18 protein-coding genes and 1 riboswitch are annotated in these 21,260 nt (G+C 45.7%); of the genes, 9 read left to right on the top strand and 9 right to left on the bottom strand.

From position 1 onward, the window contains the following. The first annotated feature begins 9 nt into the window (after nucleotides 1-9). Nucleotides 10-2,427 carry a DNA topoisomerase (ATP-hydrolyzing) subunit B gene (gene gyrB / locus AB6F11_RS09450; protein WP_017058811.1) on the top strand — a complete coding sequence of 806 codons (2,418 nt, stop codon included), beginning with the start codon at nucleotides 10-12 and terminating at the stop codon, nucleotides 2,425-2,427. Between the two features lie 239 nt (nucleotides 2,428-2,666). Here the strand turns inward: gyrB and AB6F11_RS09445 are convergent, their stop codons facing one another. Continuing rightward, nucleotides 2,667-2,789, bottom strand: coding sequence for a hypothetical protein (locus tag AB6F11_RS09445; RefSeq protein ID WP_267869012.1), 123 nt, complete (start codon nucleotides 2,787-2,789; stop codon nucleotides 2,667-2,669). A gap of 142 nt (nucleotides 2,790-2,931) precedes the next feature. On the opposite strand from AB6F11_RS09445, the gene AB6F11_RS09440 reads away from it, so the two are divergent. Further along, nucleotides 2,932-3,366, top strand: a complete 435-nt coding sequence (locus AB6F11_RS09440) for an Hsp20 family protein (RefSeq protein WP_009848140.1) — start codon at nucleotides 2,932-2,934, stop codon at nucleotides 3,364-3,366. 128 nt (nucleotides 3,367-3,494) lie between these two features. Here the strand turns inward: AB6F11_RS09440 and AB6F11_RS09435 are convergent, their stop codons facing one another. The 4 genes from AB6F11_RS09435 to glyQ form a co-directional block, all read right to left on the bottom strand. Next, complete coding sequence (locus AB6F11_RS09435) at nucleotides 3,495-4,748, bottom strand: valine--pyruvate transaminase (RefSeq protein ID WP_102393471.1); 1,254 nt, start codon at nucleotides 4,746-4,748, stop codon at nucleotides 3,495-3,497. A 254-nt stretch (nucleotides 4,749-5,002) separates the two neighbouring features. Beyond that, the gene (locus tag AB6F11_RS09430; RefSeq protein ID WP_017058813.1) at nucleotides 5,003-7,090 is read right to left on the bottom strand and encodes an alpha-amylase; all 2,088 of its coding nucleotides are present in this window, start codon (nucleotides 7,088-7,090) and stop codon (nucleotides 5,003-5,005) included. Between the two features lie 202 nt (nucleotides 7,091-7,292). Next, nucleotides 7,293-9,359, bottom strand: coding sequence for a glycine--tRNA ligase subunit beta (gene glyS / locus AB6F11_RS09425; protein WP_017058814.1), 2,067 nt, complete (start codon nucleotides 9,357-9,359; stop codon nucleotides 7,293-7,295). A 2-nt stretch (nucleotides 9,360-9,361) separates the two neighbouring features. Beyond that, the gene (gene glyQ / locus AB6F11_RS09420; RefSeq protein ID WP_017058815.1) at nucleotides 9,362-10,279 is read right to left on the bottom strand and encodes a glycine--tRNA ligase subunit alpha; all 918 of its coding nucleotides are present in this window, start codon (nucleotides 10,277-10,279) and stop codon (nucleotides 9,362-9,364) included. A gap of 210 nt (nucleotides 10,280-10,489) precedes the next feature. Further along, a riboswitch (yybP-ykoY riboswitch) is annotated at nucleotides 10,490-10,606 on the top strand. 93 nt (nucleotides 10,607-10,699) lie between these two features. Here glyQ and AB6F11_RS09415 point away from each other — a divergent pair. Together AB6F11_RS09415 and AB6F11_RS09410 are read left to right on the top strand one after the other, a co-directional pair. Then, nucleotides 10,700-11,254, top strand: coding sequence for a TMEM165/GDT1 family protein (locus AB6F11_RS09415; RefSeq protein WP_017058817.1), 555 nt, complete (start codon nucleotides 10,700-10,702; stop codon nucleotides 11,252-11,254). Nucleotides 11,255-11,405: 151 nt separating this feature from the next. Next, nucleotides 11,406-11,660: a hypothetical protein gene (locus AB6F11_RS09410; protein ID WP_017058818.1), complete on the top strand. Its 255-nt coding sequence runs from the start codon at nucleotides 11,406-11,408 to the stop codon at nucleotides 11,658-11,660. An 83-nt stretch (nucleotides 11,661-11,743) separates the two neighbouring features. On the opposite strand, the gene tusA is transcribed toward AB6F11_RS09410, so the two are convergent. After that, nucleotides 11,744-11,995, bottom strand: a complete 252-nt coding sequence (gene tusA, locus AB6F11_RS09405) for a sulfurtransferase TusA (RefSeq protein WP_004736675.1) — start codon at nucleotides 11,993-11,995, stop codon at nucleotides 11,744-11,746. Nucleotides 11,996-12,144: 149 nt separating this feature from the next. Between tusA and AB6F11_RS09400 the strand changes: the two genes are divergently transcribed. Together AB6F11_RS09400 and AB6F11_RS09395 are read left to right on the top strand one after the other, a co-directional pair. After that, nucleotides 12,145-12,330 carry a hypothetical protein gene (locus AB6F11_RS09400; protein WP_004736674.1) on the top strand — a complete coding sequence of 62 codons (186 nt, stop codon included), beginning with the start codon at nucleotides 12,145-12,147 and terminating at the stop codon, nucleotides 12,328-12,330. A 156-nt stretch (nucleotides 12,331-12,486) separates the two neighbouring features. Continuing rightward, nucleotides 12,487-13,428, top strand: a complete 942-nt coding sequence (locus AB6F11_RS09395; RefSeq protein ID WP_004736673.1) for a LysR family transcriptional regulator — start codon at nucleotides 12,487-12,489, stop codon at nucleotides 13,426-13,428. Nucleotides 13,429-13,563: 135 nt separating this feature from the next. Here the strand turns inward: AB6F11_RS09395 and AB6F11_RS09390 are convergent, their stop codons facing one another. From AB6F11_RS09390 to fadB, 3 genes are all read right to left on the bottom strand, one after another. Further along, complete coding sequence (locus AB6F11_RS09390) at nucleotides 13,564-14,544, bottom strand: MDR family oxidoreductase (protein WP_017058820.1); 981 nt, start codon at nucleotides 14,542-14,544, stop codon at nucleotides 13,564-13,566. Between the two features lie 242 nt (nucleotides 14,545-14,786). Next, a complete protein-coding gene (gene fadA, locus AB6F11_RS09385) occupies nucleotides 14,787-15,950 on the bottom strand; it encodes an acetyl-CoA C-acyltransferase FadA (RefSeq protein WP_017058821.1) in 1,164 nt (387 codons plus the stop codon). Nucleotides 15,951-15,976: 26 nt separating this feature from the next. After that, on the bottom strand, nucleotides 15,977-18,148 hold the full coding sequence (gene fadB, locus AB6F11_RS09380; protein ID WP_102393470.1) for a fatty acid oxidation complex subunit alpha FadB: 2,172 nt from the start codon (nucleotides 18,146-18,148) through the stop codon (nucleotides 15,977-15,979). A 227-nt stretch (nucleotides 18,149-18,375) separates the two neighbouring features. Between fadB and AB6F11_RS09375 the strand changes: the two genes are divergently transcribed. From AB6F11_RS09375 to hemG, 3 genes are read left to right on the top strand one after another with little or no spacing between them, the layout of a single operon-like run. Beyond that, nucleotides 18,376-18,999 (top strand): YigZ family protein, encoded by a 624-nt coding sequence (locus AB6F11_RS09375; RefSeq protein WP_017058823.1) that lies wholly within the window; start codon nucleotides 18,376-18,378, stop codon nucleotides 18,997-18,999. A gap of 34 nt (nucleotides 19,000-19,033) precedes the next feature. After that, nucleotides 19,034-20,491, top strand: a complete 1,458-nt coding sequence (locus tag AB6F11_RS09370) for a TrkH family potassium uptake protein (protein ID WP_008223210.1) — start codon at nucleotides 19,034-19,036, stop codon at nucleotides 20,489-20,491. Nucleotides 20,492-20,501: 10 nt separating this feature from the next. Beyond that, complete coding sequence (gene hemG / locus AB6F11_RS09365) at nucleotides 20,502-21,029, top strand: menaquinone-dependent protoporphyrinogen IX dehydrogenase (RefSeq protein ID WP_017058824.1); 528 nt, start codon at nucleotides 20,502-20,504, stop codon at nucleotides 21,027-21,029. Nucleotides 21,030-21,260: the final 231 nt, after the last annotated feature.

Raw genomic sequence — 21,260 nt, 5'->3', positions numbered from 1 at the left:
AGAGTAACTATGTCAGATAATTACGATTCATCGAGTATTAAAGTACTGAAGGGTCTGGATGCGGTACGTAAGCGTCCTGGAATGTACATTGGCGACACGGATGATGGTACCGGTCTGCACCACATGGTTTTTGAGGTGGTAGATAACTCTATTGATGAAGCGCTAGCTGGTCACTGTAATGACATCATTGTAACTATCCATGAAGATAGTTCTGTGTCTGTGAGCGATGACGGCCGTGGTATTCCAACAGAATTGCACCCAGAAGAAAACGTATCTGCAGCCGAAGTAATCATGACGGTTCTTCACGCTGGTGGTAAGTTCGATGATAACTCGTACAAGGTATCTGGTGGTCTGCACGGTGTTGGTGTTTCAGTAGTTAACGCACTTTCTAAGCAAGTTACTCTTACTATCCACCGCGGTGGCAAAATCCACACTCAAACCTACAGCCACGGTGAGCCTCAAGCGCCACTAGCGGTTATCGGTGACACGGATAAAACAGGTACAGAGATTCGTTTCTGGCCGAGTGAAGAAACCTTCACTAACATCGAGTTCCATTACGACATTTTAGCTAAGCGTCTACGTGAGCTATCATTCTTGAACTCAGGTGTATCAATTAAGCTAATTGACGAGCGCGAAGAAGACAAAATGGATCACTTCGAATACGAAGGCGGTATCCAAGCGTTTGTTGAACACCTTAATACTAACAAAACGCCAATCATCCAAAAAATCTTCCACTTTAACTCTGAGCGCGAAGACGGTATTACCGTTGAAGTTGCGATGCAGTGGAATGACGGCTACCAAGAAAACATCTACTGTTTCACCAACAATATCCCTCAACGCGATGGTGGTGCTCACTTAGCAGGTTTCCGTGCGGCGCTAACGCGTACTCTGAACAGCTTCATGGACAAGGAAGGCTTCTCTAAGAAAGCGAAGACTGCGACCTCTGGTGATGATGCTCGTGAAGGTCTGACGGCGATTGTTTCTGTTAAAGTGCCTGATCCTAAGTTCTCAAGCCAAACTAAAGATAAGCTGGTTTCTTCAGAAGTGAAGTCTGCCGTTGAATCTACAATGGGTGAGAAGTTGTCTGAGTTCCTTATTGAGAACCCAGGTGAAGCGAAAACAGTTTGTTCTAAAATTATTGATGCAGCACGTGCTCGTGATGCAGCGCGTAAAGCTCGTGAAATGACTCGTCGTAAAGGCGCATTAGATTTAGCGGGTCTTCCTGGTAAGCTTGCTGACTGTCAGGAAAAAGATCCTGCACTGTCTGAACTATATATTGTGGAAGGAGACTCTGCTGGCGGTTCAGCTAAGCAGGGGCGTAACCGTAAGAACCAAGCAATCCTACCGCTGAAAGGTAAAATCCTTAACGTAGAGAAAGCACGTTTCGATAAAATGCTGTCTTCTCAAGAAGTAGCAACGCTAATCACCGCTCTTGGTTGTGGTATTGGTCGTGACGAATACAACCCAGATAAACTGCGTTACCACAACATCATCATCATGACCGATGCCGATGTCGATGGTTCTCACATCCGTACCCTGCTACTGACGTTCTTCTACCGTCAAATGCCAGAGCTGATTGAACGTGGCTACATCTACATTGCTCAACCGCCACTTTACAAAGTGAAGAAAGGTAAGCAAGAGCAGTACATTAAAGATGAAGATGCGATGAACCAGTATCAAGTATCTTTGGCTTTAGACAACGCAGAACTGCACGTAAACCCTGAAGCGCCAGCATTTGCAGGTGAAGGTTTAGAGAAGCTTGTTCAGCAATACAATGCAGGCATCAAGCTTGTTGATCGTATGAGCCGCCGTTACCCACGCGCATTGGTTCACGAACTGATTTACGTTCCTCGTCTAACGGCCGAGCAGTGTCATGATGACGCGGCAGTTGAAGCTTGGGGTAAGCAGCTTGTTGAACAGCTAAACGCGAAAGAAGTAGGTGCAAGCCAATACAGCCTTGAAGTTGAAAAACACGAAGAGCTAGGCTTAAGCGTTCCTAAGATTGTGGTTCGTACTCATGGTGTGACTCATGAACACCTACTAAGCATCGATCTTATTAACTCTAAAGAGTTTGGTAAGCTAGCGGATCTTTCTGAAGCTCTTGATGGCTTGATTGAAGAAGGCGCTTACATTAAGCGTGGTGAGCGTACTCAAGAAGTTTCTAGCTTCGTTGATGCTCTGAACTGGTTAGTGAAAGAGTCTCGTCGTGGTCTAAGCCTACAGCGATACAAAGGTCTAGGTGAGATGAACCCTGATCAACTTTGGGAAACCACGATGGATCCTGAAACTCGCCGTATGATGCAAGTAACAATTGAAGACGCTGTTGGTGCTGATTTGTTGTTTACGACGCTAATGGGTGACCAAGTTGAACCTCGTCGTAACTTCATCGAAGAGAATGCACTGAAAGTAGCAAACCTAGACGTTTAGTCTCTTTGATACTTCGCTCTTTGGCTTAATTTCTGTGTCAGAGGTGCTCACATACATTCGTATGCTCCGCGCCTCTTCCTTGAACTAAAGCCAAATAGCTTCGTCTCAAAAAACTAAAATCATAAAAAAGCACTATCCTTTGGATGGTGCTTTTTTATGTTTGTAAGGTATTGAAAAATATTGAGTTGCAAAAATAATTGAAAATAACCCCTTGAAACTATTTTGCTCAATCCATATATCTATTTGTGAAGAGGATGACTGTCTTGCTCTACAAGAGAAGAAACAGAACCTTCATTACCGCTAACGAAGTATCGCTCAATAGAGGATAACTTTGGCAGCACACAACTTAAAAATTGATTCATTGCCATGTCCCAGCGTTGTCGCCAATAGAGGTGAAACCCGAGGAATGCGAATTGAATCTCTTAGCTGTTTACTGGGTCACACACAGGTTAGATCCAAGTAAAATTCGCAGCTAAGACTATTGCTTAATAAAAGGATAGCATTATGAGAACTGTAGATTTCACTCCACTTTACCGCAACGCAATCGGCTTCGATCGTCTATTCAACATGATGGAAGCGAACACATCGAAGAACTCTTCTGGCGGTTACCCTCCATACAACATCGAGCAAAAAGACGAGAATAACTACCGTATTACTATGGCAGTCGCTGGTTTTGCTGATGACCAATTAGATCTGACTCAGAAAGAGAACATGCTAATTGTGAAAGGTGAGCGTAAAGCAGAAGCAGAGAAAACCTTCGTATACCAAGGTATCGCAGAGCGCGATTTCGAGCGTAAATTCCAACTGGCAGACTACGTAAAAGTGGTAGGCGCAAGCATGGAAAATGGTCTTCTTCACATCGACCTAGAACGCGAAATCCCAGAAGCGATGCAACCACGTAAGATTGCTATCAATGGTAATAGCCTACTAGAAGGTTAATTACTGTTAGCTCCTTAGAGCTAAAAAATATCGGGAAGTAAAAGTGAAAGAGCACCTCATGAGGTGCTCTTTTTGTTTGTCCTATCAGTGTCATTCCATAGAGGGAGGAACGACCGAGTAGGGAATCTCTATTTGCTTTCGCTGTAAGCCTTTTTCACTTCTTCAGCAATGATAGCAATGCCTTTCTGCATCGCCTCATCATCTTGTACGTAGTTCATGCGTAAGCACTGGTGAGCATGATCCCACTCGTCTTCTTGACCGATAAAGAAGTATTCACCAGGAACAATCAATACGCCGCGAGCTTTAAGGCGGTCGTACAATTCCATTGTGGTGATCGGCAACTCATCAAACCATAGCCATAAGAAGATAGCGCCTTCAGGTTTGTGAATACGGAAGCGAGGGTCGTCGATAGCGTCTTGTAACAGTTCAACTGCACGTAGCGATTTGTCTTTGTAGAAAGGTTTGATCACCTCACTGCTCAAGCGTAGTAAATCACCTTTTTCAATCATGTGGTTGGCAATCGCAGGGCCGACGCTGTTTGGCGCTAAGCTGATGATGCCATTCATGTTGGTCAATGCTTGTGTTACTTCTTCACTCGCAATCACGATACCGCAACGCACACCCGGCAAACCAAGCTTAGAAAGGCTCATGCACAGAATGGTATTTTCATTCCAGAACGGTTCGACATCTTCAAAGATGATGTTTGGAAACGGCAGGCCGTAAGCATTGTCGATTAGCAGTGGGATGTTGTTTTCACGCGCCAGTTTATCCAGTTTACGTACTTCTTCGTCGGTCAGTACGTTGCCTGTTGGGTTGGTTGGACGAGATGCACAGATAGCCGCGACCGAGTCATCAACCTTTAGTTGTTCAAAATCGACGTGATATTTGAACTGGCGGTTTTCTAGCAGCTCAATCTCTGGGTGGTAAGAGATAAAGATATCGTCATCAATACCCGCGTCGCCGTAGCCGATGTATTCCGGTGCGATCGGCAGTAGGATTTTCTTGTGCGAACCGTCAGGCTGTTGGCCTGCTAGCAGGTTGAATAGGTAGAAGAAGCCACTTTGACTGCCATTAGTCAGGCTGATGTTCTTCTCGCTGATCTCCCAACCATAGGTCTCTTTCAGCATTGCCGCTAACGATTTGATGAAGCTGTCTTTACCCTGCGGACCATCGTAGTTGGCGAGGGTGGCGATGAGTTCTCCACTGGCGAGCATGTCGGCACTGGCTTGGTTAAAGTAATCGAGCATGGCTGGGATAGCGGCTGGGTTGCCACCACCGAGCATGATAGCGCCAGGAGTGCGCAGGCCATCATTCAAATCATCCATTAAACGAGTGATTCCAGAGTATCGATTAAACTTTTCGCCAAACTTAGAGAACTGCATTACTAATTTTACCTAATTCATTGTGATTGCTTGTTACGTGTCATTAAGGCAGACCTTATGTCTGCCATCAGTGTATTCCTTGAACATACCGCAATGTTTTTGCGACGCATAGCGCCAAATGCTCTAACACGTAAAAAACTTCTATAAAGTTTGGTTAATGAGTGACAGCTTGCTTATTGAACGTACCTTTAGCGATAAAAAAAGGAGAAGCCTAAGCTTCCCCTTGAGTTCCTTGTGTTTATGTTAATGAAGGTTTAGTTCGAACCGGTATAAACGACTAATACCTTGTCATCTTGGTATTGGCGTTCGAACGCATAGTAGCCCTTGCTGTTACGGATGATGTGCTTACCTTGGGCTACCGCTGGGTGGCGTTGGCGGAATTGGCCAAGCGCTTGCCAGTGTTCCAGCAGTTCTGCCCGTTCGCCAGTGATTTGATCCCAAGGCATGTCTGAGCGTGTGCCTTGCATTGGATCAGAACCCGTTGGGCCAAAGTCTCGGGCGATTTCATCGCCGTAATAGATCTGTACCGCACCGGGAGCCAGCATCAACGCGTTTGCAGCTTTGGTTTGTTTTGCAAAGTCACTGCCATGTTGTGTCCAGAATAGCGAGGTGTCGTGAGACGAAAGGTAACTCAGTACGTTGAACTCGCTGTCGTTGTTGATCTTCTCTGCGTATCGAAGGTAATCAGCATCAAGATCGGATAGGCACTTGAGCGCCTTTGGTGCGATATCACTCTGGAATTCAAAGTTGATGATCGAATCAAATCCGTTAGCGAAGTAATCTGATTTGACCACGCTGTGTGCCCATACTTCGCCAGTCATCCAGAAGGGTAAGTCATCCAAGGCCTTGTCTGGGTTGTTCTGTTTCCACTCGGCAAGTGCCTGGTTGGTGCTCTCTTTCAGTTCTGCCCATGCTTCGAGTTCAACGTGTTTAGCGGTATCGACCCTGAAACCATCGACACCATATTCGCGCACCCAATCCGATAACCAAGTGATTAAATGGTTACGAGGTGTTTTGAGTTCATCGGTCGCGCTGGTGGACTTATTGCGATAGAAATTAGGCAGCCCGATTGTCTCTGTCGACTCTGTTTTGAAATCGGGCAGATGCGCCAAAGACATGGTGAGGTTATTGTAGCCCGGAGAGTCATAGGCGCCGATATCGCTGCGTAGCCAAGCTTTGCCCCACCACTTTTCCCACGCTTCTTTGTCGCTGTAAGAGATGTAGTTGTTGAAGTAGTGCCAGTTCTGACCTTTGGCAGGTTGCCAATCTGTCCAGTTTTCGCCAAGTGTTTGTTTGGCTTCTTCGTCAGTTAGGTTGAGCTTACCAAAATCAAACTCTTGCATGTCGGCAAGCGTCGCATAGCCGGTGTGGTTCATTACCACATCCCAAACAACACGAATGCCTTTGCTATGCGCGGTATCGATGAAGGTTTTTAGCTCGTCTTCGGTGCCCATGTTGTCATCGAGCTTGGTCCAATCTTGATGGTAGTAGCCGTGGTAGCCGTAGTGTTTGAAGTCACCTCGATCACCGCCGCCAACCCAGCCGTGGATTTGCTCTAACGGAGACGTTATCCAGATAGCATTAGCACCGAGTGATTCTATGTAATCGAGTTTTTCGGTTAAGCCTGCCAAGTCACCACCGTGGAAGGTGCCGATTTCGTCTTGTCCATCTTGGCTGCGACCGTAACTGTTGTCGTTATCAGGATTACCATTGTGGAAACGGTCAGTCATTACGAAGTAAACCGTGGCGTTATCCCAACTAAAGTCAGCTTTGGTTTCTGGTTCTACTTTCTCAAGCAGCAGAACACCTTGGCTATTTTCTGCTGGCTGCATGGTGACGCTGCCATTCGTTACTGTGACTTGTTTGCCTGAAAGAGCGTCTCTAACCACGGTGCCATCATCAAAGGTTTGAGCAACGTCGATGATGGTTGGTTCGTCACTAGGAACCGGACAAGCAAAGCTTTGTACTTGTTGTTGCTTCGGCTTTATCTGAACGGTCAGTTCATTGGTTTGTGGGTTGAGCATAAACTGATAGGTGTTAGCGCGAAAGATCTTGATATCTAATTCAGACTTCTCGGCGCAGTCGTCTAGGCGAAGGGGTTTATTGAATTTGATGCGGTTTTCTTCAGCCAGCGCATAGTTGGTGCCACAGGTATTTTGAGTATCGCTGATAGAGAAGGTATAGCTACCTTTCGCGAGTTCCTGTTCTGCAATCACGGTGCCTTTACCGGATGATTCGAATACGACAGTGTCGTTATCAATTGTCAGTAATAGGTTGTTGTCACTGGTTTGGCTGCATGCGCTGAGTGCGAGTATTGAAAGCGCGAGTACTGTTTTTTTCATTGTTCCCTTCCCCTGAATAAACAGGTCAGTTATAGCAAACAATGCCCTCTACAGTCTGAGTGCTGTTTCATTCAGTTAATCAATAAGACATCTACAAACAAATGCTTGGTTCACAAAAACAAAAAGGGAAGCTTTCGCTTCCCTTTGGGTGTTTACCGTTAATTACTCAGAGTATGACTTAGAGTAATTGTCTCACTTGTGCTTATTTTTGCAGTAGAGAGATGTCAGCAATCTGTAGGAACAGGTTACGTAGGTTGTTCAGTAGCGTTAGACGGTTCTTCTTAAGCGCTTCGTCATCAGCCATCACCATTACGTTATCGAAGAATGCATCAACTGGTTCACGTAGATCAGCAAGCTTGCTTAGGGCTTCTTGGTAGTTACCTGTTGCGAATGCTGGTTCTAGTGCTTCCGTCATTACTTCAACGTTTTCAGCCAGTGCTTTCTCTGCGTCTTCTTGAAGAAGCGTTAGGTCGATTTCAGCTGGTAGCTCGCCATCGAATTTCGCAAGGATATTACCTACACGCTTGTTCGCTGCTGCTAGTGCTTCTGCTGCTTCCAGTTCACGGAAGTGAGAAACCGCTTTAACACGTTGGTCAAAGTCAGCAGGCTTAGTTGGACGACGTGCTAGTACCGCTTGGATGATATCAACGCTGAAACCAGCATCTTGGTACCATGCGCGGAAACGACCTAGCATGAAGTCGATAACGTCAGCTTCTACGTTTTTGTTAGTCAGCTTGTCGCCTAGTAGCTCTTTCGCTTTGCCGATCAGATCGGTTAGGTCTAGGTTGTAGCCGTTTTCAACGATGATACGTAGCACACCTAGAGACGCACGACGAAGTGCAAATGGGTCAGAACCTTTTGGTGCTTGGCCAATACCGAAGATACCTACGATAGTGTCTAGCTTGTCTGCCATTGCTACTGCTGAAGAGATACCCGTGCTTGGTAGATCGTCACCCGCGAAACGAGGCATGTATTGCTCGTAAAGTGCCAGTGCAACTTGCTCGTCTTCACCGTCGTGAGTCGCGTAGTGCATGCCCATCACACCTTGAGTATCCGTAAATTCGAATACCATAGAGGTCATTAGGTCACACTTAGCCAGTAGGCCTGCGCGCTTAGACTTTTCAACGTCAGCATCGATTTGCTCAGCAATGTAGCCTGCAAGCTCTGTGATGCGGTCTGTTTTGTCTTTGATAGTACCCAATTGCTTCTGGAAGATAGCCTGGTCTAGTTCAGCAAGACGGTCGATAAGCGGGCGCTTACGGTCTGTGTTGAAGAAGAATTCAGCATCAGCAAGACGTGGGCGTACCACTTTCTCGTTACCTTCGATAACGTGACGAGGCTCTTTAGACTCGATGTTCGATACGAAGATGAAGTTCGGTAGTAGCTTCTTGTTGTCATCGTAAACAGGGAAGTACTTTTGGTCACCCTTCATGGTGTAAACTAAAGCTTCAGAAGGGACTTTTAGGAACTCTTCTTCAAACTTCGCTGTCAGTACGACTGGCCATTCAACCAGAGACGTTACTTCTTCAACAAGGTCATCTTCTAGGTCAGCTGTACCGCCAACCGCAGCTGCCGCTTTTTGCGAATCAGCAAGGATGATCGCTTTACGCGCTTCGTAATCTGCCATTACTTTACCGCGCTCTTCTAGGATCGCAGGGTATTGGTCAGCAGAGTCGATTGTGAACTCTTGTTCGCCCATGAAACGGTGGCCACGGATAGTACGAGCAGATGCTACGCCTAGGATTTCGCCTTCAACAAGCTCATCACCTAGTAGTACTGTCAGTGTTTTTACTGGACGGATAAATTGAATGTCTGAGTTACCCCAGCGCATTGCTTTAGGAATTGGTAGGCCAGCCAGTGCTTTCGCAGCAATGTCCATCACCAATTCTTGAACTGGTTTGCCAGCTACTTCTTGTTTGAAAAGAAGCCACTCGCCTTTGTCTGTTTTCAGACGGTCAGCTTGCTCAACAGTAATACCGTTACCACGAGCCCAACCTTGTGCCGCTTTGGTCGCGTTGCCTTCAGCATCGAATGCCACAGAAACAGCAGGGCCACGTTTCTCAACCACTTTGTCTGCTTGGCCTTCAGCCAGTGCAGTTACTTTAAGTGCTAGACGACGAGGTGCTGCGTACCACTTGATGCCTTCGTGAGAAAGCTCAGCCGTTTTAAGACCTGCTTCAAAGTTAGAAGCAAACGCTTCTGCTAGAGAACGAAGTGCTGTTGGTGGAAGCTCTTCCGTACCCAGTTCAATTAGAAAATTCTTCGCCATGATTATTTACCTTCCTTCTTACACATTGGGAAGCCAAGCGCTTCACGTGACGCGTAGTACGCTTCAGCAACTGATTTAGTCAGGTTGCGGATACGAAGGATGTAACGTTGACGCTCTGTTACAGAGATAGCTTTGCGCGCATCAAGGATGTTGAATGCGTGACCTGCTTTTAGAATGCGCTCGTAAGCTGGAAGCGGCAGTGGCTTCTCAAGCTCAAGTAGCTCTTTACACTCTTTCTCGCACTGGTCGAAGAAAGTGAATAGGAAATCTACGTCTGCGTGCTCGAAGTTGTACGTCGATTGCTCAACTTCGTTTTGGTGGAAGATGTCACCGTAAGTCACGTTAGAACCGTCTGGTGCTACGTTCCATACTAGGTCGTAAACAGAATCTACTTCCTGGATGTACATTGCTAGACGCTCGATACCGTAAGTGATCTCGCCAGTTACTGGCTTACACTCAAGGCCGCCAACCTGTTGGAAGTAAGTAAACTGAGTTACTTCCATGCCGTTTAGCCATACTTCCCAACCAAGGCCCCATGCGCCTAGTGTTGGGTTTTCCCAGTTATCTTCAACGAAGCGAATGTCGTGAACAAGTGGGTCAACACCAAGAACCTCTAGGGAGCCTAGGTACAACTCTTGGATATTGTCTGGCGATGGTTTTAGCGCTACTTGGAATTGGTAGTAGTGCTGCAGACGGTTCGGGTTTTCACCGTAACGGCCATCGGTCGGACGACGAGAAGGTTGAACGTAAGCTGTAGACATTGGCTCTGGGCCAAGTGCTCGTAGACATGTCATTGGGTGAGAGGTGCCTGCACCTACTTCCATATCTAGAGGTTGAACAATGGTACAACCGTTTTGAGCCCAGTAATCCTGCAGCGCGAGGATCATTCCCTGGAAGGTTTTGATATCGTATTTTTGCATAGTCAGGTTCGCGCGATTCTTTTAAATGAATGAGAAAAATAACCTCTGAGTATACCGAGATATTCGTAAAGCGAGTAGGGGTAATCTTGTTTAATTAGTGGTCTAAAATGTCGTTTAGTGGATTTTTGTGCCTTTAATGTTTGTTTTTCGGCACAAGTGGATATTTTGATAACTTTGACACTTGTGTTTGAAAGCATGGGCTATTAAAATCTCGCGGTCTTTGGGGAGTAGCTTACTTATTCATATCCTATTGAATGAGTTCGTTCGTCAACATAATTGATGCAAAATCATCATGGCGTTCGAGGCAACCACCACCTTGGTGGTGCTTAGCAAGACCATAGACAAGCATCGTGAACCGGGATGGGGCGCGAGGTTTGTCTTTGGTTAAATATAATAATCCCCATCCCAAATGAGCATGTCGTGAGCGTTTTAGCAATTTCAATTACAACTGTCGCCTTAGCCGAGATCGGTGATAAGACTCAGTTGCTATCTCTTTTATTAGCCAGTCGATATCGCAAGCCGATACCTATCATCGCAGCTATCTTCTTTGCCACCATTGCCAATCATGCCCTTGCAGCATGGCTCGGGGTCGTGGTTGCTGATTATCTTTCACCTGAAGTATTAAAGTGGGTGCTGGTGGTCAGTTTCATTGCGATGGCTGGCTGGATTTTGATTCCCGATAAGTTAGATGACGATGAACAGATCTCAAACCGAGGACCGTTTGTCGCCAGTTTTATCGCTTTCTTTATTGCTGAGATCGGCGATAAAACCCAAATTGCGACCTCTATCCTAGGGGCTCAATATGCGGATGCATTAGCGTGGGTGATTCTGGGTACTACGATCGGTATGCTGCTGGCGAATGTGCCTGTGGTGATCATCGGTAAGCTCTCTGCGGATAAGATGCCGCTTGATCTGATTCGTAAGATCACAGCCTTGCTATTCGTGGGTTTAGCTATCGCTGCTGCTTTCTATTAACAGGTGGTATTGAGTCTTATTATACTCAATCAGTAGAGTAATGTGTTGTAGGTCATACTCTTACAGTATTGTGGGGTTTATCGAGCGAATGGACATATAACTGTCATACTTGTCATGATATTTTAATCTTGTGAGTTAAGAACACGAGGGCATGATTATGTTGACGCGTTATATGGGTATTACTCCACAAAGCCAAAGTTATCTATTTACTTTTGGTCTTGCACTTACACTGTTAGGCATGGTGTTGACGGACATGTGGCTGCCAATGGTCGCGGGTGCCATCATCATGACTGCACTTGCGGTAGAGGCTTGGATTCGGGTCGCGCATATTATTCCGATGCGCAAAGATATCCGAGAAATTCAGCATCAGCTGGAGCATCTGCAAAACAAATCTAGAAGCGAATAAACAAAAAGCCGCTCGTACTCTGAGTTCTGTTTAAGAACATAAGGTACGAGCGGCTTTTTTGATACTTGATAGTCGGTGGGGCGTTACGCCTCCAATCCCTTTCTGATCAAATACTGGTAAGGCAACGTTTCTGTTGCTTGGCCTACCAACTGGTGATCCATGAATCGACAAAAGCTCGGAATATCTCGAGTTGTCGAAGGATCGTCAGCTTTTACCAGTAACACATCGCCATCCTGCATGTTTCTAATTGTCTTCCTGACCATCATTACTGGTTCCGGGCAACGCAGGCCTTCAGCTTCTAAAGTATGGGTTGCCAGTTCAGGTTTGAATGTCATGGTTTGTATCTCTATATCTATCTAACGAGTGAATAATACGTCTGCAGAAAAAATATGCAATAAATGCTTGGCAAACAGAATCATTTCCTATAACTTAGTTAACAAGTTGATAACAACTTGAAGCAAAGGCAACTAGCTAAGGAGTGGCGATGTTGACAGGATTAGATAGATTAACAATTTATTCGGTTCTCTGTTTTATTTCTTTTTGTGCGTTAGTACTACGCTCATCGACAGAGACCTCACTGATGCCTATTTTTGGCATAGTAGCAACGATTATTGGTATTTGGGTAGAGATGCGCCGTTGGCAAGGCATAGCCGAAGAGCAAGAGCACTAACCCGAATACAGCAAGCGAATTCCGATACGACAACATTCCGACACTATCCCCAAATTTTCTTGGGCTTCCCCGCGTAATTGCGGGATTTTTTTTATCTAAAGCATGCTATAAACAACTTAGTGACTAATGGCAATCGTATACAGCTAGGTAAGTGGCGTGGAATTAGAAGACATCTATCGTAGAGACCTTAATTTATTGGTCGCTTTAAAGGTATTGATTGAAGAGGGCAGCGTAAGCCAGGCCGCGCTTCGTCTTAACTTAAGCCAATCCGCAACCAGTCGAGTATTAGGGCGTTTAAGAGAATTACTAAACGATCCGTTGTTTACACGTCAAGGTCAGCACCTTATTCCTACCAAGAAAGCACTCGAGATCAGTCAGCGTATTGATCAGCCTTTGGAGTCTTTTCGCCAATTGCTGAGTCCGAGTGACTTTGACCCTTACTATTGCAGCGAACGTTTTCTGATCGCTACCACCGATTATGCGATGCAAACCATCTTGCCTTATGCGTTGCCTAAGATTTATGAACAAGCACCCAATATCTCTTTGGAGTTTGCTCCGTTGCAGCATGAGCATTTGTTTAAACAGCTCAGCACCGAACGCGTTGATATGGCGATCTGTCGTCCGAGTGGCAGCATTGCACCACTTCATCAAGAAGTCTTGGGGCCGGTTGGTGTGTCGTGTCTGTTATCTAAAAACCATCCATTAGCCGATCAACCTTTAAGCCTTGAAGACTATGTTTCACTCCCACATGCGATGATTGCGATCAGTGATGGTGTTAAGGCTTTATTAGACAACGCGTTAGCCAATCAACAGCCTCGTAAAATGGTGTTGCGTGCTTATCACCTTGAAGCTGCATTGGCGATTGTTGATAGAATGCCGTTGGTGATTACTGTGCCTGCTGATTTGGCTTATTTGGTAGCAGAGCGTTATGACTTGGTTGTTAAGCCATTACCATTTGAATTTATGCCGTTTGATTACTCACTGATCTGGCACTCGCGTTGCGATTCTTCTGCTTCACAACAATGGTTAAGAAGAGTGGTAAAAGAAGAGTGTGGTGAGTTGATTCAAAAACGGATTGCGGATGTCGGTTTGGGTTAACCGGATCTGAGTCTGAGTTCACTTGACCCGAATGACAAAAACGCAAAAGGGCTGATAAAAATCAGCCCTTTGTTGTTTTGGGTTATCCAAGCCTAAAGCTGTTGCTTAAGGTTTGATAACTTTATGTTTGAGAGCCTATAGTTTAATGACTACGCGACCAGTGATTTGACCGTTAGTGATGTCTTCTGCTGCTTGAATTGCACCGTCTAAAGACACTTCTTTGGTTGCTTGAGCGTAGAAAGATTCTGGTAGTAGCTCAGCCAGTTGTTCCCACGCTTTAATACGTTTTTCACGAGGGCACATTACAGAATCAACACCTTGTAGGCGAACGTTACGCAGAATGAATGGCATTACCGTGGTTGGTAAGTCAAAACCGCCTGCTAGACCACACATCGCAACCGCACCGTTGTAATCAATTTGCGCCAATACTTTCGCAAGCACTTTGCTGCCTACCGTATCGATAGCGCCAGCCCACAGTTGTTTTTCTAGTGGCTTAGCTGGTTCTTCTAGTTCAGCACGCTCTACAATACGTGTCGCGCCTAGTGATTTAAGTAGTTCACCGTTTACAGAAGCACGGCCAGTCACTGCTGCCACTTTGTAGCCCAGTTGGTTTAGTAGAGTGATAGATACGCTACCTACACCGCCACTTGCGCCGGTAACTAGGATTTCACCGTCTTCTGGTTTGATGCCTGCATCTACGATAGCTTGCACACAAAGCATTGCCGTGAAGCCTGCTGTACCGATCGCCATGACTTTCTTAGCGTCTAGACCTTTAGGCATTGGCACTAACCAATCACCGTTTAGGCTCGCTTTTTCAGCCATGCCGCCCCAGTGACCTTCACCAACACCCCAACCCGTTAAAACAACTTCGTCGCCTGCTTTGTAGCGTGGGTCATCAGATTGTGAAACCACACCTGAAAGGTCGATACCAGGAACCATAGGGAAGTTACGAACAATGCGCCCTTTACCTGTAATCGCCAAACCATCTTTGTAGTTCAAAGAAGAGTAGCTAACATCAATCTTCACGTTACCTTCTGGTAATTGAGATTCTTCAATTTGAGAAACTGACGCGATAGTTTTTTTGTCTTCTTGGTTTAGTACAAGTGCTTTAAACATGATCTGCTCCGTGGAGGAATATTAGGAAACTGAAGTAACTTTAGTTGAATCATCCGAGAAAAAATAATGAAACATCAACATTGAATATATGCGTTTTGTGCATAGATGTCAGGGTTGGTTTTTCTCTCGTTGAGTTCGCTGAACGCAATCGATGCATTGTTGGATGCCAAGCAATAAAAAGTGCAGCTATATAAATATAGCTGCACAAAAGATTACCCTTCAAATATTACAGTCAGTAAACGCTATGGGCGTTCAAATACCGTTGCAATACCTTGGCCTAAACCAATACACATAGTCGCCAAGCCGTATTTCACGTCTTGTGCTTCCATCAGGTTGATTAGCGTCGTCGAGATACGAGAACCAGAACAGCCTAGTGGGTGACCCAGAGCAATCGCACCGCCGTTAAGGTTTACTTTCTCGTCAACAACATCCAGTAGACCTAAGTCTTTAGCACAAGGTAGAGATTGAGCAGCAAACGCTTCGTTTAACTCAATCACACCCATGTCTTCAATGGTTAGTCCTGCACGTTTAAGTGCTTTTTGGGTTGCTGGTACTGGGCCGTAACCCATGATTGAAGGATCGCAGCCAGCGATAGCCATAGACTTCACGCGAGCGCGAATCTTAAGGCCAAGTGCGTTAGCTTTCTCTTCGCTCATGATAAGCATTGCAGAAGCACCATCAGACAGAGCTGATGAAGTACCTGCTGTTACTGTGCCGTTTGCTGGGTCAAATACCGGACGCAGCTGGGATAAGCCTTCAACTGTTGTCTCTGGGCGAATGACTTCGTCGTAATCCAGAGTGAACAGAGAACCGTCTGCAGCGTGAGCTTCGGTTGGCAGGATTTCATTTTTGAAACGACCTTCAACCGTAGCTGCTTGAGCGCGAGCATGTGAGCGTGCTGCGAATGCATCTTGGTCTTCACGGCTAATACCGTGCATTTTGCCTAACATCTCAGCGGTTAGCCCCATCATGCCGGCCGCTTTTGCTACGTGTTTTGACATGCCTGGGTGAAAATCAACACCATGGTTCATTGGTACGTGGCCCATGTGCTCCACACCACCAATCAGGCAGATTTCAGCATCACCAACCATGATAGAGCGAGTTGCATCATGCAAAGCTTGCATAGATGAACCACATAAACGGTTGACTGTTACAGCACCAATCTCAATCGGTAGACCAGCAAGCAAGGCAGCGTTACGTGCAACGTTGAAGCCTTGCTCTAGTGTTTGTTGTACACAACCCCAGTAAATATCTTCAATTTCGACAGGGTTTACTTCTGGGTTGCGCTCTAAAATGCCTTTCATCAAATGTGCAGACAGATCTTCAGCACGAGTGTGACGGAAAGCTCCACCTTTGGAACGTCCCATTGGGGTGCGAAGGCAATCAACAACAACTACATTTTTCATTTTGCTATTCCTTTTCCAAATGTGGGTTACAGAGAACTGGCTTGTTGGCTGTCGTAAAAGCTTTCGCCCTTCGCTGCCATATCAAGCAATAGCTGAGGAACTTGGTACATTGCACCTAAGTCTTGGTAGCCTTTCGCCATTTCAACGAAGTTACCAATGCCCACACTGTCTAAGTAGCGGAATACGCCGCCTCTAAATGGAGGGAAGCCTAAACCGTAAACCAGTGCCATATCCGCTTCTTGCGGTGTCGCGATAATGCCTTCTTCTAGACAAAGCACCACTTCGTTGATCATTGGAATCATCACGCGCTGGATAATTGTTTGGTCATCAAAATCTTGTGGTGCTTGACATACGTCAGCCAAGATAGGAAGAATGTCTTCAGAGAAGGTCTTCTTCGGACGACCACGCTTGTCTACGCTGTATGTGTAGAAACCGCTACCGTTTTTCTGACCGTATTTTTCAGCAACGTAAAGTGCATCAATCGCATCACGACCTTCTTTGCCCATACGCTCTGGGAAACCTTGCGCCATCACAGCTTGTGCGTGGTGTGCAGTGTCTAGGCCTACAACGTCTAGTAAGTAAGCCGGGCCCATTGGCCAACCGAACTTGCGCTCCATCACTTTATCGATCTTAGTGAAATCAGCACCGTCGCGTAGCAACATGCTGAAACCGCCAAAGTAAGGGAAAAGTACACGGTTAACGAAGAAGCCTGGGCAGTCGTTTACAACGATTGGGGATTTACCCATCTTCGCTGCGTAAGCAACCACGCGATTGATGGTCTCTTCTGAAGTTTGTTCACCACGGATGATCTCAACCAAAGGCATGCGATGCACAGGGTTAAAGAAGTGCATGCCACAGAAGTTTTCTGGGCGCTTCAGTGATTTCGCTAACAGGTTGATCGGAATTGTAGAGGTGTTTGATGTTAGAACCGTGTCTTCACCAACCAAACCTTCCACTTCGCTCAGTACTGCTGCTTTTACTTTCGGGTTTTCTACTACTGCTTCAACAATCACATCCGACTGTTCTACACCCGCGTAATGCAGGCTTGGAGTAATAGAAGACAGAATGCCTGCCATCTTGAATCCATCTAGGCGACCGCGTGATAAGCGTTTATTCAACAGCTTAGAAGCTTCGTTCATACCAAGATCAAGCGATGCTTGTGCGATGTCTTTCATCATCACTGGCACGCCCTTCAATGCTGACTGGTAAGCAATACCGCCGCCCATGATGCCAGCACCAAGTACCGCAGCACGTTCAGTCGCTTTATTTGCAGATTTACCAGCCTGTTTTGCTAAGCCTTTAATGTATTGGTCATTTAAGAACAGGCCAACCAGAGCTTTCGCTTCTTCAGATTTTGCTAGCTTAACGAAGTGTTTACGTTCGATGTCGAGTGCTGCATCGCGATCGCTGCGTGCTGCTTCTTCAATCGCAATCACAGAAGTAATCGGAGCTGGGTAGTGAGGCCCTGCTTTTTGAGCAACTAAGCCCTTCGCCATGGTAAAGCTCATCATCGCTTCGAGTTTGCTTAGTGAAAGCGCTGATGTTTTTTGTTTACGGCGTAGCTGCCAGTCTAATTTTTCATTGGCAGCCAGAGAAACGGTATTGATTGCCGATTCTAGTAACTGGTCTGTTTCAACAATCGCATCTAACAAGCCAACTTTAAGCGCTTCATCTGCACGGCATGCTTTGCCTTGCGTGATAATTTCCATTGCGCTGTCAGCACCGATAACACGAGGTAGGCGCACACAACCACCAAAACCAGGCATGATGCCAAGCTTGGTTTCAGGTAGGCCAATGCTGGTGGTCTTGTCACCGATACGGAAATCAGTAGCGAGTACACATTCACAGCCGCCGCCAAGGGCATGGCCACGCATCATTGAAAGAGTTGGGACAGGGAGGTCTTCGAGCTTGCTGAAGATTGAATTAGCGAATCTTAACCATTCATCAAGTTCTGCTTCTGGCTTAGCAAATAGGCCAAGAAATTCAGTGATGTCTGCGCCTACAATGAACGCGTCTTTGTTTGAAGTTAAGATTAAACCACGTAATCCTGCGTGAGCATTAAGAGCATCTAACGCTTTGTCTAGTGATTCTAAAGTAGCAAGGTCGAGTTTGTTTACAGAGGCTGGTGCACAGAAGCTTAATTCCGCAATACCATCTTGTAATTCCTTTACCTGTAGGGTGTTAGCTTGGTAAATCATTGTCTATCTCCATGACATACAATCCACGATTGTTTGAGAGAATCTTGTTATCTTTCTATTATTGTAGAATACCTGGTAAGACCAGTTATCTTAGTCTGTACCTCTGCTTGATTAATTTCAATACATTTTTTAAACAATTGTTTAACATTGTGCGATGGCACAGATCCTCTAACCCTTATTATTCACGCGTGATACACTTCGTCGCTCTTATTAACTAAGTTAACGATATGAATGAACAGCCTTATTTAATACCTTCTGCGTCGGCTCTGTTTGAAGAAGAGATAAAAAAGAGCGTCTTTATTACGCATCTTGCTCATACTCCAAGTGTTGAAGCTGCAAAACAGTTCGTAGAACAGGTGAAAAAAGAGCATTCTTCAGCACGACATAACTGTTGGGGTTTTGTTGCTGGTCGACCTGAAGACTCAATGCTTTGGGGTTTCAGTGATGATGGTGAACCCTCGGGTACAGCGGGTAAGCCTATCTTGGCGCAACTATCGGGCTCTGGTGTCGGTGAATTAACGGCTGTTGTGACGCGCTACTCTGGCGGAATTAAGCTTGGAACCGGCGGTTTGGTTAAGGCTTACGGCGGTGGCGTACAACAAGCTCTCAAGCTGCTTCAAACTATCGAGAAAAAAATAACCACAAAATTACGGCTAGAGTTAGACTATGGCTTTGTGCCGATCGCACAATCCATCATGGCTCAGCATCAGGCTGTTGAGGTCCAAGCGGATTATGGTGTTCAAGTTGAGCTTATTATTGAAATAGAGCTCCTTCAGGTAGATTCGTTTACCCAAACCATGATCAATAAAAGCGGTGCTAAGGCACTGGTAACGAAAGTCAAAGACAACTAGGAAGTGTGAAGCATTTCGCTTCGTTCAATAGCTCATGCAATTTCGCTCAATTATTCGAATCGTCGGATTATTATTAGCACTTTTTAGTGTATCAATGCTTGCTCCTGCGCTCGTCGCACTGATCTATCGAGATGGTGCGGGTGTGCCATTTGTGACGACCTTCTTCGTTCTCTTATTCTGTGGAGCAACTTGCTGGTTTCCAAACCGACGTTATAAGCATGAATTGAAAGCGCGTGATGGCTTTTTGATTGTTGTTCTGTTTTGGACGGTAATCGGTAGTGCGGGTGCGCTGCCGTTTTTGATCGCCGATAACCCCAATGTGTCGGTAACCGATGCTTTCTTCGAATCCTTCTCTGCATTAACTACGACAGGTGCGACCGTAATTGTCGGCCTCGATGATCTGCCTAAGGCGATTCTTTTTTATCGTCAGTTCCTACAATGGTTTGGTGGTATGGGTATCATCGTATTAGCGGTAGCTATCCTCCCTGTTCTGGGTATCGGTGGTATGCAGTTATATCGTGCTGAAATCCCGGGTCCAGTAAAAGATAGCAAGATGACTCCGCGTATTGCTGAAACGGCAAAAGCGCTTTGGTACATCTACCTGAGCTTAACCATTGCTTGTGCAGTGGCGTTTTGGCTTGCTGGGATGAGCTTCTTTGATGCCATCAGTCATAGCTTCTCTACTATTGCGATTGGTGGCTTCTCGACTCACGATGCGAGCATGGGGTATTTCAATAGCCCTGCGATCAACATGATTACAGTTGTGTTCCTTCTTATATCCGCATGTAACTATTCGCTTCACTTTGCTGCATTTGCTTCAGGTGGTGTGCATCCTAAGTATTATTGGAAAGATCCTGAGTTCCGCGCCTTTATCTTTATTCAGGCAGTACTGTTCTTGGTTTGTTTCTTATTACTGCTCAATCATCACTCTTATGATTCGTACTACGATGCTTTCGACCAAGCCTTGTTCCAAACCGTGTCTATCTCTACGACCGCGGGTTTTACAACGACGGGTTTCTCAGAGTGGCCATTGTTCTTACCCGTACTGCTTTTGTTCTCTTCTTTTATAGGGGGATGTGCAGGTTCTACGGGTGGTGGTATGAAAGTGATTCGAATCTTACTACTTACTCTGCAAGGTGCTCGTGAAATGAAGCGTCTTGTTCACCCACGGGCTGTCTATACCATCAAGGTTGGCGGTTCTGCACTACCACAACGTGTTGTAGATGCGGTCTGGGGCTTCTTCTCTGCATACGCATTAGTGTTTGTGGTTTGTATGCTGGCTCTTATTGCAACTGGTATGGACGAGTTGAGTGCTTTCTCTGCGGTAGCGGCGACATTAAATAACCTTGGCCCGGGCCTTGGTGAAGTCGCGGTGCACTTTGGCGATGTGAACGACAAAGCAAAATGGGTACTTATCGTATCTATGCTGTTTGGCCGATTAGAAATCTTCACCTTATTAATCTTATTGACCCCTACGTTTTGGCGTAGCTAAGGACAACATTGTGGCAAAAGTTCTATTTTTGTATTCAAGCCGTGAAGGGCAGACCAAGAAAATCTTGAACTATATAAAAGAAGAAATGAGTGAGTTCGAATGTGAGCTTCAAGATCTGCACACTATTGGCAAGGTGGATTTTGCTCAGTACGACAGAGTGTTGATTGGCGCATCGATTCGTTATGGCCACCTTAATAAGAAGCTATATCAATTTATTGATGCCAACCTTACTCAGTTGCAATCAAGCAAGGTTGCGTTCTTCTGTGTTAACTTAACGGCGCGTAAAGAAGACCAAGGCAAAGATACACCAGAAGGCAGTGCGTATATTAAGAAGTTCCTTACCAAGTCTCCATGGCAGCCGACTTTAATCGGTGTATTTGCAGGTGCCCTCTATTACCCACGTTATAACTGGTTCGATAGAACCATGATCCGCTTTATTATGAATATGACAGGTGGTGAAACGGATACAACGAAGGAAGTTGAGTACACAAACTGGGAAAAAGTCTCTTTGTTCACTGAAAAACTGAAGAATATGTAAGATAAAAGCCTACTTTTGAGGCGTTTTGAGTTCTTTTTAATCGAACGAATAAAAAAACGAAAAAAACTTAAAAAAGGGCTTGCCAGTGTGATCGAAATCTCTATAATGCCACCTCGCTGACACGGGATGGCTTCTTAGGAAACCAGAACGAATCAGCAAGCCAAATTAGCCAAGCCAAGCGCTTGAAAAAAGTTTTGAAAATAGTGGTTGACACTAAAACTTAAATCGCTA

Source organism: Vibrio sp. 10N.247.311.14 (assembly GCF_041467715.1).
GTDB lineage: Bacteria > Pseudomonadota > Gammaproteobacteria > Enterobacterales > Vibrionaceae > Vibrio > Vibrio crassostreae_C.
Note: the sequence above shows the minus strand (reverse complement) of the source record. Positions and strands in the feature narration are given on the sequence as shown.

Coding starts and splice junctions, on each gene's coding strand:
- gyrB (WP_017058811.1), top strand. CDS start 10: ATGTCAGATAATTACGATTCATCGAGTATTAAAGTACTGAAGGGTCTG.
- AB6F11_RS09445 (WP_267869012.1), bottom strand. CDS start 2,789: ATGAATCAATTTTTAAGTTGTGTGCTGCCAAAGTTATCCTCTATTGAG.
- AB6F11_RS09440 (WP_009848140.1), top strand. CDS start 2,932: ATGAGAACTGTAGATTTCACTCCACTTTACCGCAACGCAATCGGCTTC.
- AB6F11_RS09435 (WP_102393471.1), bottom strand. CDS start 4,748: ATGCAGTTCTCTAAGTTTGGCGAAAAGTTTAATCGATACTCTGGAATC.
- AB6F11_RS09430 (WP_017058813.1), bottom strand. CDS start 7,090: ATGAAAAAAACAGTACTCGCGCTTTCAATACTCGCACTCAGCGCATGC.
- glyS (WP_017058814.1), bottom strand. CDS start 9,359: ATGGCGAAGAATTTTCTAATTGAACTGGGTACGGAAGAGCTTCCACCA.
- glyQ (WP_017058815.1), bottom strand. CDS start 10,279: ATGCAAAAATACGATATCAAAACCTTCCAGGGAATGATCCTCGCGCTG.
- AB6F11_RS09410 (WP_017058818.1), top strand. CDS start 11,406: ATGATTATGTTGACGCGTTATATGGGTATTACTCCACAAAGCCAAAGT.
- tusA (WP_004736675.1), bottom strand. CDS start 11,995: ATGACATTCAAACCTGAACTGGCAACCCATACTTTAGAAGCTGAAGGC.
- AB6F11_RS09400 (WP_004736674.1), top strand. CDS start 12,145: ATGTTGACAGGATTAGATAGATTAACAATTTATTCGGTTCTCTGTTTT.
- AB6F11_RS09390 (WP_017058820.1), bottom strand. CDS start 14,544: ATGTTTAAAGCACTTGTACTAAACCAAGAAGACAAAAAAACTATCGCG.
- fadA (WP_017058821.1), bottom strand. CDS start 15,950: ATGAAAAATGTAGTTGTTGTTGATTGCCTTCGCACCCCAATGGGACGT.
- fadB (WP_102393470.1), bottom strand. CDS start 18,148: ATGATTTACCAAGCTAACACCCTACAGGTAAAGGAATTACAAGATGGT.
- AB6F11_RS09375 (WP_017058823.1), top strand. CDS start 18,376: ATGAATGAACAGCCTTATTTAATACCTTCTGCGTCGGCTCTGTTTGAA.
- AB6F11_RS09370 (WP_008223210.1), top strand. CDS start 19,034: ATGCAATTTCGCTCAATTATTCGAATCGTCGGATTATTATTAGCACTT.